The organism is Comamonas kerstersii (assembly GCF_002056725.1).
Taxonomy (GTDB): Bacteria; Pseudomonadota; Gammaproteobacteria; order Burkholderiales; family Burkholderiaceae_C; genus Comamonas; species Comamonas kerstersii.
The window spans coordinates 2,908,663-2,924,942 of record NZ_CP020121.1 but is presented as its reverse complement, the minus strand read 5'-3'; the positions used below and the strand labels follow the sequence as shown (position 1 = coordinate 2,924,942).

Below are 16,280 nucleotides of genomic sequence, written 5' to 3'. Positions count from 1 at the left end.
AGTTGTGTATTCAGAGAGAAAAGCCGCATCAGCGGCGGCGCTGCCACCACCAGCCCACAGCGGCCAGTGCCAGCACCACGCAGGCCGTTGCGGCCAGCCGTTCGCCCCACAGCGGCACCGGATCAACGCTGGGGGGCAGCACCGGACGCGCCAGCCACAAGGCAGCCAGGGCCTGCACACCATGCAGACCCACGCGCAGCACATGGCGCACGCTCATCTCAGGCAAGGCCCAGTGCAGCAGCGCGCTGATGGCAGCCAACACCAGTGCAAAGCTGAGGGCGCACAGCCAGCCCAGCTGCTGGTAGTCCCAGCCATCGACCAGCAGCATCACGCCCACCTGCGCAAAAAACAGCATCAGCATGGCCGAGGGCAGGGGCAGCCAGCTGAGCAAGCGCCACCACCAGTTACTTTGGCCCTGCGCGCCGCATATGGCCTGGCAGCCGTAGAGCAGGGCTTCGGCCAGCATGAGGGCGGCCAGATCCTGGCGGCGCTGCGGGTTGGCCGCCCATTGCAGGATGCTGGCCATGCTGGTGTGGCTGGCCAGATCGCCCGTAGCCAGCAGCAGGGCTACGAGTGCCAGCGGCGCAGCCAGCTGCAGCCAGCGCGGCCACAGGCTGGCCTGTAAGGCGAGCAGCACCCAGCAGCAGACGGCCAGCAGGAGCAGCAAGGTGGCATCGATACTCATGCGCCAACCCCTGCATGGCGGCGGCGCAGCCACCACACCAGTGCGCCCAGTGCCAGCACCACGCCCGTCAGCACAGCCAGCAGAGCACCGCTGGGGCGCAGGCTCAGCGTGGTTTGCTCATCCTTATTGGGCTGCTGCGCCTTATTGGTGGGCTGTGCCTGCGCTGCATCGCTGCTGGCAGCAGGCTGGGCGGGATTGCCCAGGGGGCCATCGTTGGTTTTTTGCAGGACCAGTGCCTTGTCGGTGTTCACGCTGACCCCGGTGTTGGCGGTCTGCAGCGCGTCCTGATAGGCCTGTCGCACGTCCTCATCGCCCAGCTGCTGCGCAATAAAGGTGCGCAGCGCCCGGTTGTCGTTCACAAAGCCGGTGCCACTGGCGCCAAAGCGGCCTACCAGGTCGGCGTGCAGCATGCTCAGCTCCTGCAGGCGTTCATCGCCAGGCAGCCAGTAGCCTTTGCGCGCGGTTTCGAGCATGACGGCGGTCATCTCCTGCAAGGCGTAGGGGTTCACGCGCTCAAAAAATGCCTGCACGCCCAGCTGGTGGCGGTCACGCACATAGGTGTCGTGCAGCGCATCCCACATCTCGGGGGCAAAGGCATCGGTTTTCATGACGTTCCAGCCGTAGAGGTTGCGGGTGATTTCCGCCAGGTTTTCTGCTGCAGAAGCGCCGCCTTGGGTCAGCGACTGGATGTAGGACGGGTTGAGCACCGTGGCGCGTGCCTCCACCGCAATGGCGGCCTTGGTCTCGCGCATGGCGGGGCGGCTGGGGCTGCGGTAGTCGCTGAAGTAGGCGTCCGGCTCCTCGCCGGTGACTTCACGCACGGCCAGATTCAGGCCGCCCATGAACTCATAGACGTGGTCCAGCGAGATCGGCCCCCAGGTGTTGGACTCCAGCGGTTGCACCACCAGCTGCGTGCCCGCCAGTGCGGCTTCAAAGGCACCGGCCTGGAAGTCGCCCCAGATTTCGCCTTCGCCATAGCTTGCGCCCATGTTGGCGATATAGGTCTGGGCCACTTCAGAGCGGTCTTGCCAGCGGTCACCGGCTTCCACCATGTCCATGATGCCGCTGCCGTAGCCGCCATTGACGCCACCGAACACGCGCACATGGGCCAGTTTGCGCGCCTGCGCCGGGGCTGCACCGCGCTCTTTCAGGGTGCGCTCCACCGCCTGCACGCCCTGAGCGACGGCATTGTCCGCTTCACGCGCCTGTGCCGCCATGGCCACGGCCTGGTTGATCAGGTACAGGCGTGAGGCGGCCAGATCGCGCAGCTGGCCCGAGGTCTGCACCACCACATCAATGCGGGGGCGGCCCAGCACTTCACGGTCAATCAGGCGCAAACTGGAGACACGGCCAAAGGCATCGCGCACCGGTTCCACCCCCAGCAGGTAGAGGATTTGCGCCACGCTGGTGCCTTCGGTGTGGATGAAGTCACCCGCCCACAGCGTGAACGCCACTTTGCTGGGCCACTGGCCCTCATGGGCAGCGCGGTGCTGGGCCAGCATCTGGTCCACCATCTGGCGTGCCACACGCCAGGCCTGCTCGGATGGGGCCTTTTCCGCATCAATGCTGTAGAGGTTGCGGCCCGTAGGCAGCGCCTGCGGGTTGACCAGGGCATCGCCCCCCGAAGACGGCTCGGTAAAACCGCCAGAGAGCGCATTGCTCAGCGCCGCCAGTTCACGCGCAGGGCTGTGGGCCAGCTGCTCGCGGTAGTCGGGGATGGCCTGCAGGCGTGCGCGCAGCGACAGCACGGCCTGGGCAAAGCGGCGCTCGCTGTCCTGCTGCTGATCTTCTGCTTTTTGTAGCGCTTTGCGCAGATGCTCTAAGCCTTTCAAAGCATTTTGTATTTGAAATGCTGATGTATCAAGCGCTGGCTGCTCTGTTTTTTGCCAGAACGCCAAGGCAGCGTGCAATTGCGCACGGGCCGCTGGATTGAGTTGCTGCACGTGCTGTTGCGCCTGTTCTGCACTGGTGATGGCAGCTGCCGTATCCAGCGTGCCTTCATACTGCTGGGCCTGTGCCAGCCATGCCTGCTGCGCGCGCTGCCTGGCCTGCAGTAGTTCAGCTTCTACGCTGGCCTGCAACGTGGGGTCGGCCAGCCAGTCGAACACTTTCTGGCGGCCTGCCGCGCTTTGCATGACTTGCAGCAGGGGCAGCACATCGGCATCAGTGGCGATGTCCAGCGCCTTGCCCATGACCGGAATGGCCTTGGCGATGCTGCGTGCGGTTTGCAGCGCCTGAGGGTCCAGCGCCCGCAGTGCGTGCTTGAGCTTTTGCTCAGAGCGCAGGCTGTGCAGAAATTCCTGTTTGTCAGGGTCGGCCAGTGCGCGGGCGAGGTGCTGGCGCAGCACGGCATCATCCACAGCCGGGGCTGCGGCAGGTGCTGCAGATGCGCGCTGGCTGCCCAGTGCGATAAAGCCGCGCACCAGGTCGTCATCGCTGGGGCGGTGCTGGCTGTGCTCCCAGTCCAGCGCGCGTTGCAGCTCGCCGGGCTGCAGCACTTGCTCCAGCAGTTTTTGTGCAGGCTCGCCTTGCTGGGCCAGCTCGATCAGCGCCTGCACACGCGGGCGGTAGGTCTGTGCCAGCCATGCGCTGTGCTCCAGCTGGGCCCGTGCAACGCTGCCGCGTGCTACGTCCAGCTCTGCCAGTGCGTGCAGGATGGCGTCTTCCCCCATCAGCTGGGCCATGCTGTCCAGCGCGCGATCCGAATAGGGCGTGCCCAGTGTGTAAAGCCCATCGGTGATGTTCGCGCTGGTCACGGTTTCCATGTGGTCGGCCAGCTGCTGCAGCTGTGCTTCGCTCCACGGGGCATCGGCGGTCAGGGACAAGTCCTGGTGCAGGCCCAGTACCACCGCCTGCTGCTGGATGTCCTGGGCGTACTGGTGCTTGAGCGCGCCACTGTCTGCGCTGCTCCAGGCCAGCAGCAGATCAGCCAGCTGCTTATGTGCAGATTGGGCACCTGCAGCACGCAGTGGCGGCGTCAGGTGCGAAACAGTGGTGGCATAGCTGCGCCGTTTGGCAATCATGGCTTCACCCACATTGGCCATGGTGTACAGGTACAGATGCGGCACATTGCCAATCAGGGCATCGGGCCAGTCGTGGTCTGACAGGGCCATCTGCTTGCCGGGTGTGAATTCCAGGCTGCCGTGGGTGCCAAAGTGCATGACCACATCGGCGCCAAAGACTTCGTGCGTCCACAGATACGAAGCCACATACGGCCAGGGCGGAGCCTGCTTGGTGCCGTGCACGATTTTGAAGCTGTCGTCACCCACGCCAGACAGGGGCTGCGGCAGCAAGACCACATTGCCCAGCGGCACACGGGCCACGGCGACGTGGTTCTGGTGGCTCAGGTAGTTACCGGGCGCAGGGCCAAACTGCTGGCTGACTTGCTCACACAGTGTTGATGCAATGCGTGCGCCGCACCATTGCTGCAATTGCGTGGCAGACACCAGTGCAGGGTCTGCATGCTGCAGAAACTGGGCAAAGTCGCCCTTGGCGTAGGGCCCAATATTGGGGCCGCGCTGTTGCAGCAGGCGGGCAAACTCCGCTTCAGTGGCAGGCAGGCCATCCACTCGGTAGCCCTGTGCACGCAGGTGCTGGAGCAGGGCGTACAAAGAGGGCACGACCTCCAGATCACCTGCCGTCAGCGCACTCTGGCCGGGGCCTTTGTAGTAGTAAATGGCCAGTTTTTTCTCGGCATTGGGCATGGTTTTGAGGGCCACGCTGCGCTGCACCAGATCGGCAAAGCGCTCCAGTCGCTGGGGCAGGGCGCGGAAAACGCGCAAACCCGTGCTGTCGCGAAACTGTGCGGCAATCGCCATGGGGGTGGTGGCGCCGTCCAGCTCTGGCAAGGTGATGGACATGGTCAGCAGGCTGCCGTCAAAGCTGCACGGCTCATCCAGCCATGCTTGCTCTTCCGCAAAGATGCTCACGGGGGCAAACAGCGGAATATTGCGCTGCGCCAGCCACTGGCGGGCCTCATCGGCCTGGCCCAGCGTCAGCCGCCCATGGGGCATGTAGACCACGGCGTCGGGCTGGACCTGCTGTAAAAAAGCCAGGCGCTGGCGCACCGCTGCCATGGGAATGACTTCAAAGCCACGCGATTCAAATGCGCGGATGGTGGCATCCACATGGTCACGATTGGCATTGAAAGGTCCGGGCACGCTGGTCAGCAATGCCAGACGTGGGCGCTGTGGCTGCCAGCCGGGCTGCTGTTGCAGGTGTTGCTCCAGGCTGGGTAAATCAGCGAAGACAGCTTCATCGCCCAGGTGAAAAAACACATCCTGCGGCATTTCCTGCGCAGGCTGTACGGCCTGCGTAAAAAAGCGCTTGCCATCGATCATGCTGCGTACGTAGGCCTGCAGGCGTTCGTAATTGGCAGGGCCACCGCTGTGCAGGTAGCTGGAGACGGCGTCCAGATCCCCACCCTGCAAGTTGGTGAGGGTGTCGTGTTGCGGGTTGCTGGCCCCATCCACAAACAAAGGGGTGCCTGCCTGCGCAGCTTCGCGCAAATGCTGCAGCTGCGCTTCATCCAGCTTGAGGCCACGGCCAAAAACCAGCACCAGGTCATAGTCCTTGACCTGCTGCAGGCGCTGCAGTGGCAACACGCTGATGCGATGAAAAGCATCAGGGCTGGCCTTGACCAGGCGTGCTGCCTGGAACTCCGGGTAGTTCACCAGCGCGATGCGTGTGGGTGCCAGCCATGTGCGCCAGCCTATCCACAGCCACACAGCACATGCCAGCAACAGTAAAGCGCCCAGCGCAATGCGCTGCCAGCGCCGGGCAGTAAAGCGTGAGCGAAAAGCTCCTGTCATTTTTCTTGACCTGTTCAGAAAATCAATTTGTGATGTTATAACATTCTTTGTTTCGCATTTGGTTCAAGGTGAAGTGAGATGTTTCGTATGACTGCGCTGCAAGCAGCGATCTGGGGGGTATGTGCCAGCATGGGAGTGGCCTGGGCACAGCAAGCACAGGGGCAGATGCATACGCACCCCGGCGCACAAGACAAGGCAAGTGCCAGCCTGGAAGCCGTCACCATTACGGCAACCCGCAGGCCCTCCGCAGCGTTAACGACGCCTGCGACGGTGACCGTGATTGACAGCCAGCAGCTGCAGGAAGACCTGGTGAGCGATCTGCGCACCATGTTTCGCCACGAGCCCGGCGTGGCTGTGGGGCGCGATCCACGTGGCCGAGGTGGAGAGGCGCATATCGAAGTGCGTGGCATTGGCAGCCAGCGACTGGGCTTGATGGTTGATGGCGTGCGCCAGCCAGGCGGTTATGTGGCCGCAGGCGCCAACCATGGGCAGTTAAAGCTGGATGTACGGTCGCTGTCGCGTGTGGAAGTGCTCAAAGGGCCGGCATCCAGCCTGTATGGCAGCGATGCGCTGGCGGGTGTCGTGCTGTTTCGCACGCTGGAGCCACAGGATTTTCTGGACGATGGTCAGCACCTGGCAGGCTCTGCATCTGCAGGCTTTGATGGTGCTGATGACAGCCGCTGGGCCAATGCCAATCTGGCATTTCGCGCGGGTGCCGCGCAAAACCTGGTGTCGGTTTCATCCAGCCGTGGGCATGAGCTGCAAAACCACCCTGACAGTGCACTGCAGCCAGACCCACAGGATTGGCGCATGCACAACGTGTTGCTCAAGTCTGTGCTGGGCATAGATAGCAGCCAGAGCATGACGCTTACGGCAGAACACTTTCGCAAGGAAAACAGCGCCTATCTGCAATCGCTGCTAGGCCCCATCGCAGGTGGTACACGCATTACGCGCAGTGCGGCCGATGACAGCAGCCAGCGCGATCGCCTGGGGCTGGCTTATCGCTACACACCCGGAGGGGCATGGTTTGAAAACCTGTCCGCACAAATCGATGTGCAGCACAGCCGCAGCAACGAATTCACCGACGAGGCACGCCAGCCGCCGGGCGCACAGCCTGCCCAGCTGCGCGAAAGCACACTGGCACACAGCGAAAAGCAATGGTCTGGCAGCCTGCAACTGGATGGCCAGCACCAGCAGGGCGCACTGACCCACCGCTGGGTACTGGGCGCAGACATGCTGTACAAAAAGCTGGAGGTGCGCAATGACGCACTGCAGCGCACTGTGGGCAGTCAAGTGGTGAGCAAGATCGTGGATGGTGACTTGTACCCGCGCAAAATCGCACCAGACACCACGGTGCAAAACCTTGGCGTTGTTGTGCAGGATGAAATTGCGCTGCTGCATGACCGCCTGCGCATCACGCCCAGCCTGCGCTTTGACACTTACCGGATTACGCCACACCCCGATGCGCTGTTTGCCAATGCCAATGTGGCTGGCAGCAAACCCGTGGGGCAATCCAAAACCGCATGGACGCCGCGCCTGGGCCTGAGCTACAGTTGGCTGCCCCAGCAGGTGATCTATGCCAACTTCGTCACGGGCTTTCGCATGCCCACCTATGACCAGCTCAACCGCATAGGGCGCGTGCCTGTCGCCAGCTTTATTCACGACTTTATTCCCAACCCCAACCTCAAACCTGAGCGCAGCAGGGGATTGGAGCTGGGCATGCGTGGGCAGTTTGAGCGCGGCTCCTATGAGGTTGCGGCTTTCTACAACCGCTATACCGACTTTATCCAGACGCAGATGATTGCCTTCATTCCACCAGGGCAAAGCGGCGATGCGCGGGCCATCCGCACGTTTCAGTCACGCAACATTGGCGAAGTAGAAATCTACGGCATTGAAGCCAAGGGGCATTTGTCAATCGGGCAGTGGCTGCACGCCAAGGACCACTGGAAGTTGCTGGGCGCGCTGCAGTTTTCTGTGGGTAACGACAAAGTCACCAACCAGCCACTCAACAGCATTCAGCCCGCACGGCTGGTCGCTGGTCTGCGCTGGGATGAGCGCAGCCGCCGCTGGGGCGCAGAACTTACCGCCAACCTGGTTGCCGGTAAGCGCCGTGTCAATGAAGCTTTGGCGCAGACTGGCCCCACCGCACCTGTGCCGCTGAAAACCAGCGGCTATGCCACCGCAGATATCACGGCCTACTGGAGGCTGGGCAAGCAGGTGACGCTTCATCTGGCGATCCACAATATGTTCAACCGCTCGTATTACGACTGGTCCACCGTGAGCCACCTGACAGGGAATGATCCACGCCTGGCTGCCTACAGCGCACCGGGGCGTACAGCCGCAATGAGCCTGCGGCTGGATTTTTAAGGGCGAAAGAGGCAAGCCGAGGGCTCAGGCCCCGGCTGTCGGTTCAGGTTCAGGTTCAGGCTCTGCCGCAGCCGTTTGGTGGCACTGGTCACAGGTGCCATGCATTTCTACCGTCGCCGTGTGCATGTGAAACGCATTGCTCTTGGACCAGTTTTTCAGACGGCGCTCCACCGTCTGGTCGGGAAACTCATTGACATGCCCACACTGGTCACAAATCGCAAAGACGACCAGGCCATGCTGATGATCATGGGGGTGGGCACATGCCACATAGGAGTTCAGACTCTCTACACGGTGCACCAGGCCGTATTCGATCAACTTGTCCAGCGCTCTGTAAATCTGCTGTGGAGCACGCAGACCTTCACCACGCAGCTGATCCAGCAGCGTATAGGCGCTCGCCGGAGCTTCCTCACGCGCAAGCGCGTTGAGCACGAGTGACTGGTGCTTGGTCAGCTCATGGTGGTGCGTCTTTGCTGTGGATGACATTGCTTGCATAAGTGATGTTGTAACGCCAGAGAGTTTAGCCTTTATCGCAAGCACGCATGACTGACCCCAAGTGCAGGAGCGTGTGCGTCCAGCAAGGGCAGGGGAAAGCTGCAGATGTGCAGAACGAGGGCATGAACGGGTAGCCCATGAAAAATACAGTGCACCTGGCTACACCAGCCACTAATGCAAAAAGCATGCTACTTTTCCAGTAGCAGGCTTTTCTTTATTTCATTGGTGCCGGAGACATGAATCGAACACGCGACCTTCTCATTACGAATGAGCTGCTCTACCAACTGAGCTACACCGGCAACGAGGAAAAATTATAGCGCTTTTTGATCCGCTTCGAGGTGATATTGCGTCACGCGTTCCACTTCGTTCTTGGAGCCAAGGATGACGCTCACGCGCTGGTGCAGCTCGGTGGGCTGGATTTCCAGAATGCGCTGGCGGCCGTTGGTGGCCATGCCGCCAGCTTGCTCAATCAGCCAGCTCATGGGGTTGGCTTCATACATCAGACGCAGCTTGCCGGGCTTGTGGGGCTCACGCTTGTCCCATGGGTACATGAAGATGCCGCCACGGCACAGGATGCGGTGTACGTCTGCCACCATGGCTGCCACCCAGCGCATGTTGAAGTTCTTGCCACGGGGGCCTTCTTCGCCTGCCAGGCACTCGTCCACATAGCGCGTTACGGGGGCATCCCAGTGGCGCATGTTGGACATGTTGATGGCAAATTCCTTGGTGTCTTCAGGAATCTTGACGTTTTCTTCAATCAGAATGAAGGAGCCTTGCTCGCGGTCCAGCGTAAACATGGCCACGCCATCGCCCACGGTCAGCACCAGTGTGGTCTGGGGGCCGTAGATGCAGTAACCTGCCGCGACTTGCTGGGTGCCAGGCTGCATGAAGTCGTTGTCGTGCACGCCGGGGTGGTTATCAGGTTTTTTGAGCACGCTGAAGATGGTGCCAATCGACATGTTGATGTCGATGTTGGAGGAGCCATCCAGTGGGTCAAACATCAGCAGGTATTCGCCCTGGGGGTAGCGGTTAGGCACCACATAGATGCCTTCCATTTCTTCCGAAGCCATGGCTGCCAGGTGGCCACCCCATTCGTTGGCTTCGATCAGGGTTTCGTTGGCGATGATGTCCAGCTTCTTCTGCACTTCACCTTGAACGTTTTCACTGCCAGCGGTGCCCATGACATCGCCCAGTTCACCCTTGTTCACGGCAAAGCTGATGCGCTTGCAGGCGCGTGCCACCACTTCCAGCAGCAGGCGCAGCTGGGGGGGGATGCGTCCGTCAACGCGTTGTTGTTCGACCAGATAGCGGGTCAGGCTGACACGACGTGTCATGGGGTCTCCTTCGGGTAGAAGTGAAAAATAAATATCAAAAATGCTAGCTACTAGCGCTTGCTGCACAAGCGCTAGAGGCCAATTTCTTATTTAATCGCCAATCGCGCGGGTGATGACTTCACGCACATCGTTGCTGAGGTCGGGCTTGGCAGCCACGCGGCCCAGTGCTTCACGTGCGGCAGTGCGGTAGGGCTCGGCCAGCTTGCTCCAGCGGTCCATGGCACGCGCAAGGCGGGCGGCAACCTGTGGGTTGATGGCATCCAGCTCCAGCACACGCTCGCTCCAGAACACATAGCCTGCAGCATCGGGACGGTGGAAGGCGCCGGGGTTGGCTGCGCAGTAGCTGAAGATCAGGCTGCGTGCGCGGTTGGGGTTCTTGAGGCTGAAATCAGGGTGCTGCATCAGCTGCTTGACCGCAGGCAGCACCTGGCCACCACGGTCGCAGGCAGCAGCCTGCAGGCTGAACCACTTGTCAATCACCAGCGGCTCGTTCTTGAACATGGCGTGGAAGCGCTCCAGCGCAGGCTGGGCCAGCGCCGCGCCGCTGTGCACCAGGGCAGACAGGGCATTGAAGCGGTCGGTCATATTGCCTGCCACCTTGAAGCGCTGGTAGGCCTTGCCGGGCCAGACCGTGTCGCCCGTGCTGCGAGCCGCCAGGCACAGCATCAGCAGGGCCAGACCAGTCAGCGAGCGGCGACCTGCAGACACAGGGTCTGGCCGGTATGCGCCGGTGTCCTGATGGGTCTCATAAGCCCATTCCCAATCCGCTTGCAAGGCCAGTGCCAGCTGCTGGCGCATGGATTCGCGCACGGCATGGATACGCTGTGGGTCCACCACGTCCAGCTGTTCGGCAATGTAGGCTTCAGAAGGCAGCTGCAGCACGAGTTCCTTGTAGGCCGCGTCCAGTTCAGGGTGACGCAGCACATCGCGCAGGGCGCTGACAAAAGCTGCGGGCAGGATGTCGGCAGCCACTTCACCTTCAGTACGGATGGCTTGCAGCGCGTAGCGCAGGGCCAGGCGCTGGCCCGCTTCCCAGCGGTTGAAGGCATCGCTGTCGTGCGCCAGCTGGGTCAGCAGCTCTGCATCGCTGAAGTCGTAGTGCAGCACCACAGGGGCGCTGAAGCCACGCAGCAGCGAGGGCACGGGCGCTTGTGTCACACCGTGAAAGACCCAGGTCTGCTGGTTTTCTGTCAGCACCAGCGTCTTGCTCAGGCTGCTGTCTGCTTCGCCTTGCAGCTGCAAGGGCAGGGCGGTGCCGTCCTGACCCAGCAGCCCCATTTGCACAGGAATCACAAAAGGCAGCTTCTCGCTCTGACCTGCAGTAGCAGGGCAGCTTTGCGACAGGGTCAGGGTATAGGTCTGTGCAGCGGCATCGTACTGGCCCACAGCCTTGACCGCAGGAGTGCCAGACTGGCTGTACCAGCGCTTGAACTGCTCCAGATGCTGAGCCAGTGGGCTGTCGGGGTTGGCATCTGCCATGGCCTGCACAAAGTCGTCACAGGTCACGGCGTTGCCGTCATGGCGCTCAAAGTACAGCTTCATGCCCTTGGCAAAGCCTTCGCGGCCGACCAGGTTGTGCTGCATGCGCACCACTTCGGCACCTTTTTCGTAAATCGTGACGGTGTAGAAGTTGTTGATTTCGATATAGCTGTCCGGGCGCACGGGGTGGGCCATGGGGCCTGCGTCCTCAGGGAACTGCACGGTGCGCAGCACGCGCACGTCTTCAATGCGCTTGACGGCGCGGGCCGAAGGTGTACCCGCCATGTCCATGCTGAATTCCTGGTCGCGGAAGACCGTCAGGCCTTCCTTGAGGCTGAGCTGAAACCAGTCACGGCAGGTGATGCGGTTGCCGGTCCAGTTATGGAAGTACTCGTGCCCCACCACGCTTTCGACGTTGGCAAAGTCCACGTCGGTCGCTGTGGACTGGCTGGCCAGGACGTACTTGGTGTTGAAGATGTTCAGGCCCTTGTTTTCCATGGCGCCCATGTTGAAGTCGCTGGTGGCGACGATCATGAAGCGGTCCAGGTCCAGGCTCAGGCCAAAACGTGCCTCGTCCCATGCCACAGAGTGCATAAGCGAGTTCATGGCATGCTCGGTTTTTTCCAGATCGCCGGGGCGCACAAACACCTGCAGCAGGTGGTCACGGCCTGCACGGCTCTTGATCAGCTGCTCGCGAGCCACCAGCTTGCCAGCCACCAGTGCAAACAGGTAGCTGGGCTTTTTGTGGGGGTCTACCCACTTGGCAAAGTGGCGGCCATCCTCCAGATCACCGGCTTCCACCAGGTTGCCGTTGGACAGCAGCACGGGGAAGGCTTCCTTGTTGGCGCGCAGTGTCACGGTATACATGGCCATGACATCGGGGCGGTCCAGGAAGTAGGTGATACGGCGAAAGCCTTCTGCTTCACACTGCGTAAAGAACGTGCCCTCGCTCACATACAAGCCCATGAGCTTGGTGTTCTTCTCAGGCGCGCAGGTGGTGAAGATTTCCAGCTCGATAGGGTCATCCCCTTCTGGGAGGTTCTCCAGCACCAGCTGGCTGCCATCCATCCTGAACGAGGTGCCGCCACCGTTGACCAGCACGCGTGCCAGATTCAGCTCGTCGCCATCCAGACGCAGTGCCTGTGCAGGCACGTCGGGGTTGCGACGGATGCGCATCTTGTTGAGCACACGGGTCTTGGCAGGGTCCAGGTCGAACGTCAGATCGACGGTCTCAATCCACCATGCAGGCGCCTGGTAGTCGGCGCGGTAAATGGCAGTGGCTTGTCCTTCACGCAGCATGAAAGCTCCTTACAGGCCTTGCTTGAGCGAGGCTTCAATAAACATGTCCAGATCGCCGTCCAGCACCTTCTGGGTGGCCGAGACTTCAACGTTGGTGCGCAGGTCCTTGATACGGCTGTTATCCAGCACGTACGAGCGGATCTGGTGGCCCCAGCCCACATCGGTCTTGGTGTCTTCCAGCTTTTGCTGTTCTTCCTGGCGCTTGCGCATTTCGTAGTCGTACAGGCGCGAGCGCAGGCGTTGCCATGCCACGTCACGGTTGCTGTGCTGCGAGCGGCCGTCCTGGCACTGCACCACAATACCCGTAGGAATGTGGGTCAGACGCACGGCAGAGTCGGTCTTGTTGATGTGCTGACCACCAGCGCCGGAGGCACGGTAGGTGTCGGTGCGCACGTCAGCAGGATTGATGTTGATCTCGATGGAGTCATCAATCTCTGGGTAGACAAACAGCGAAGAGAAGCTGGTGTGGCGGCCGCCCGAGGAGTCAAAAGGCGACTTGCGCACCAGACGGTGCACGCCGGTTTCCGTGCGCAGCAGACCGTAGGCGTATTCGCCTTCAATCTTGATGGTGGCGCTCTTGATGCCAGCCACGTCGCCGGGAGTTTCTTCTTCCACGGTAGCCTTGAAGCCCTTGCGCTCCGCGTACTTCAGGTACTGGCGCAGCAGCATGCTGGCCCAGTCGCAGGCTTCGGTGCCGCCGGCACCCGCCTGGATGTCGATAAAGCAGTTCAGAGGGTCTGCTTCATGACGGAACATGCGGCGGAACTCCAGCTCCTCGATCAGGGGCTGGAGCTTGGCGGTTTCTTCTTCGATGGTCTCCAGACCAGCGTCGTCGCCTTCTTCCTTGCTCATCTCGAACAGCTCGGCATTGTCAGCCAGTTCTGTGGTGAGCTTTTGCAGGGTCAGGACGACGGAGTCCAGCGACTTCTTTTCCTTGCCCAGTTCCTGAGCCTTCTTGGGGTCGTTCCAGACGGCAGGGTCTTCCAGTGCCGCGTTTACGGTGCGCAGACGTTCGTACTTTGCATCGTAGTCAAAGATACCTCCGTAACTCTTGGGTCCGGGTGGACAGGTCTTCAAGAGTTGCTTCGATTTGATTGATGCGTTCGGCTTCCATGTCTGATTCCTGTTGTTTGGGGTTTGTATAGCCGAGTGCAGTCCGCATAGGAGCTGTAGGCTAGTCAAAACGGGGATTTTCGCATGTCCTGACCGCTCATGGCTTGAATGCTGTCCAGCAAAAGCAGTGAATGGCTGCTATTGCCTGTGGCGCACACCAGCGAGCCATCCAACAAAAACGCCACCAGCAGTGTGGTGGCGTACAGATGCCGGCCAATGGCGTGCCGTAAATTAGCGATTCTTGGTTGCAGGTGGCAGATCACGCTCATCCATGATGAACGCCTGCAGCTCCAGGTCCATCGCCTGGGCTTCAGGGGCGCGCAAAGGCTTGACCGTCGCTGCGGCAGGCACAGCTGGCTGGCTAGCTGCTTCACTCAGATCCAGAGAGAGCTCTGCGACCAGCGCCTCGTCAGGTGCAAAGTGCTGCACAGGCTGGAAGTGCGACTGGCCCGATTGCTGTTCCAGCGGTTCATGCACGGGCATGGTGCTGAGCAGGCCCAGATGCGCTTCATCAAGCGACAGTACAGGGGGAGCTTCAGCGGCAGGCGCTGCCGCAGCCTGCACAGGAGATGCTGCACCAGGCACTTCCGGAAGAGGGGGAACAGCTTGCCCCGGCGTCACCTCAGGTGCAATTTCAGGCAAGGGCGCTTCGCTGGGAGCGGTGCGCCTGCGACCAGGCATGGCACCGCGGCTGGCGGCTGGGGTGCTCTTGGCCACGTTGTAGAGCATCAGCAGCTCATCAAACGCGGCCAGGTCAAAGCGCTGCGCTGCTTCGTTCTTGCGCAGAATCAGATTGCGCAGCAGCTCCTGCACTTCATCTGTGGGCCACAGCGCTTCAATCTGCGCCAGTACGTCAGGGTGGGCGCTCCACAGATCATGCCCCTTGCGTGAAAAGCCCAGAAAGTCAGGGATGTGCACATTGAAGTGCTTCTGGAACTGCTGGCGCACTTCTTCATAGGCGTCCATGCGGCCAAGGCGGAAAAGCAGCTGCAGCAATTCCACATAAGCCAGCGGGGAAGAGTTCTCATGCTCCGCAATATGGGCCTGCAGAATTTCAATGGCCTGATCGTTTTCGCCAATAGAGGCATAAAACTCAGCCTGCTCCTGCACATCGAACAAGGCCTGGGCAGTCAGCACCTCGGTGAGCGGGAACATGGTCGCAGGAGCGAGCGAAGGCGGCTGAATGCTGGATTCAGCAAACGCCGTATCCGGGAACTGCGTGAGTGCCTGCGCCTGCGGCACGCTGTCGCGCGTGTGCAGGGAAGCGGCGGCCATAGAAGCCACAGGCTTTGCCACTGGTTCCGCCTTCGCCGCAGCCACTGGGGACGCAACTGGTGCAGAAGGCAACTGGCCCTTGCCGGTACGGACTGCGGCGCTGTCAGTATCAACACGCGTAAGGCTTGCAGAGTTTTCCACTGCCAGCACGGTGTTTGCCCAGTCGTTCTGCGCTTTCAGGCGCTCCTGGCGCAGGCGTTGCAGCAGCCAGGCGATACAGGCCAGCGCCAATGCCAGCAGGCCCAGCGCTGCATGGACCCAGACTGGCAAGGCTGCGTTCTGCGCTTCGACCAGTTGCCGCTGGAGGGTAGAAATTTCTGTGAGATTGCTGGTCAGCTGCTTTTTAAGCGCCAGCAACTGGCCTTCCAGCGCATCAATGCGTTCCGTATTGGCCTGCAGCAGTACCTGTGTTGCTTCAGCAATGGGCGACTCTGCCTCTGGTACTGTATCCGGCAATGGCGCGGCAGATGCTGCTCCAGTTCCAACTGCAGCAGCATCTGCGACTGCGTCTGTAGCGGGGGCCGTGCTTGCATTAGCAGGTTTTGCATGCAAGCCTTCCAGGCCGTCGAGTGGTTCCATGCGCTGGCGAGAGCGGCCGGTATCAGCGGCCTGTGCATCTGCTGTACCTGAGGGCACCGCAGCTGGCTGCGAAGCAGACTTGGCGGGTGTTTCTTCAGGCGCAGGAATATCTACCGTATCGGCAGACGCAACCATGGAGGGCACAAAGTACGCTGGCAGGCTGTTGTCCTGCACCGCCCGTGGGTTGACGGCGCGTTTGGCAGGGCGACGAGGTGTTGCCGCAGCGCGTGTTGCAGTGCTGGCGCCTGCGCTGCCTGCCACAAACGCAGCGGGCAGAGGGGCTGCCGCCTGAATTTTGCTCAGATCAATGGGCTGCACCGACGCTGCCATAGAGCCTGGCGGGTCCGCAAAGAAGGTGTAACTGCGCGTCATGGTGGCGGAACAGCCAGCACTGAGCTTGACGGTAAGCAAAGGCTCGTTCACCGGAATGGTGGTTTGCACACGCACAGAATTGCCTTGCGGCACGAGTGTGAAGTCTCCGCGCGCGAGCGGGACGTCGCCCATCAGAATGTCAGCAGCAACGCAGCTGGTTTCTGCCGTATGGCCAGCATCCGGCTTGAGCTGAAAGACCAGATCCATGGGCGAGCCAAGCTGCACATTGCCCTGGCTGTTGCCAAGCGATAAGGCGCTGACTTGCGAAGCAGCAGCCACACCGCTGAGCAAAACGAGTAGATCACGAAGGTTCACGGTCATTCTTTGCCGTCAGAAGTTGACAAGCGCACTGTGCGCTGCGAATGCATCTCCCACCCCTATGCGATCGCTGCCGTGCGAGAGCTGAAAATGTATCAAATCGTGAAGCACAAATGCCTTGCCTCAAAGCAATTCAGTGCGAAAAACTCCGAATGT

The 16,280-nt window shown here is 61.1% G+C and carries 8 protein-coding genes and 1 tRNA gene; 1 reads left to right on the top strand and 8 read right to left on the bottom strand.

The annotated features are described in order from the left end of the window. Positions 1-28: 28 nt before the first annotated feature. Positions 29-685, bottom strand: coding sequence for a hypothetical protein (locus tag B5M06_RS13805; RefSeq protein WP_054065321.1), 657 nt, complete (start codon positions 683-685; stop codon positions 29-31). Further along, on the bottom strand, positions 682-5,496 hold the full coding sequence (locus B5M06_RS13800) for a cobaltochelatase subunit CobN (protein WP_054065320.1): 4,815 nt from the start codon (positions 5,494-5,496) through the stop codon (positions 682-684). The genes B5M06_RS13805 and B5M06_RS13800 overlap by 4 nt, the downstream gene beginning before the upstream one ends. 78 nt (positions 5,497-5,574) lie before the next feature. On the opposite strand from B5M06_RS13800, the gene B5M06_RS13795 reads away from it, so the two are divergent. Beyond that, on the top strand, positions 5,575-7,863 hold the full coding sequence (locus B5M06_RS13795) for a TonB-dependent hemoglobin/transferrin/lactoferrin family receptor (protein ID WP_080025261.1): 2,289 nt from the start codon (positions 5,575-5,577) through the stop codon (positions 7,861-7,863). 24 nt (positions 7,864-7,887) lie between these two features. Here B5M06_RS13795 and B5M06_RS13790 read toward each other — a convergent pair whose 3' ends face one another. From B5M06_RS13790 to B5M06_RS13765, 6 genes are all read right to left on the bottom strand, one after another. Further along, the gene (locus B5M06_RS13790; protein WP_054065318.1) at positions 7,888-8,346 is read right to left on the bottom strand and encodes a Fur family transcriptional regulator; all 459 of its coding nucleotides are present in this window, start codon (positions 8,344-8,346) and stop codon (positions 7,888-7,890) included. Between the two features lie 232 nt (positions 8,347-8,578). Further along, positions 8,579-8,654, bottom strand: a tRNA-Thr gene (locus tag B5M06_RS13785). A 12-nt stretch (positions 8,655-8,666) separates the two neighbouring features. Beyond that, a complete protein-coding gene (locus B5M06_RS13780; protein WP_054065317.1) occupies positions 8,667-9,689 on the bottom strand; it encodes a class 1 fructose-bisphosphatase in 1,023 nt (340 codons plus the stop codon). A gap of 90 nt (positions 9,690-9,779) precedes the next feature. Next, positions 9,780-12,467 (bottom strand): aminopeptidase N, encoded by a 2,688-nt coding sequence (gene pepN / locus B5M06_RS13775; protein ID WP_054065316.1) that lies wholly within the window; start codon positions 12,465-12,467, stop codon positions 9,780-9,782. Positions 12,468-12,476: 9 nt separating this feature from the next. After that, positions 12,477-13,581 (bottom strand): peptide chain release factor 2 gene (prfB, locus tag B5M06_RS13770; protein WP_114070878.1). Its coding sequence is split into 2 segments (ribosomal slippage): positions 12,477-13,499 and positions 13,501-13,581, totalling 1,104 coding nucleotides; the frame shifts between segments, so codons are not numbered across the junction. A gap of 230 nt (positions 13,582-13,811) precedes the next feature. Further along, a complete protein-coding gene (locus B5M06_RS13765; protein WP_130932731.1) occupies positions 13,812-16,121 on the bottom strand; it encodes a type IV pilus assembly protein FimV in 2,310 nt (769 codons plus the stop codon). Between the last annotated feature and the right edge of the window lie 159 nt (positions 16,122-16,280).

Coding starts and splice junctions, on each gene's coding strand:
- B5M06_RS13795 (WP_080025261.1), top strand. CDS start 5,575: ATGTTTCGTATGACTGCGCTGCAAGCAGCGATCTGGGGGGTATGTGCC.
- B5M06_RS13805 (WP_054065321.1), bottom strand. CDS start 685: ATGAGTATCGATGCCACCTTGCTGCTCCTGCTGGCCGTCTGCTGCTGG.
- B5M06_RS13780 (WP_054065317.1), bottom strand. CDS start 9,689: ATGACACGTCGTGTCAGCCTGACCCGCTATCTGGTCGAACAACAACGC.
- pepN (WP_054065316.1), bottom strand. CDS start 12,467: ATGCTGCGTGAAGGACAAGCCACTGCCATTTACCGCGCCGACTACCAG.
- B5M06_RS13790 (WP_054065318.1), bottom strand. CDS start 8,346: ATGTCATCCACAGCAAAGACGCACCACCATGAGCTGACCAAGCACCAG.
- B5M06_RS13800 (WP_054065320.1), bottom strand. CDS start 5,496: ATGACAGGAGCTTTTCGCTCACGCTTTACTGCCCGGCGCTGGCAGCGC.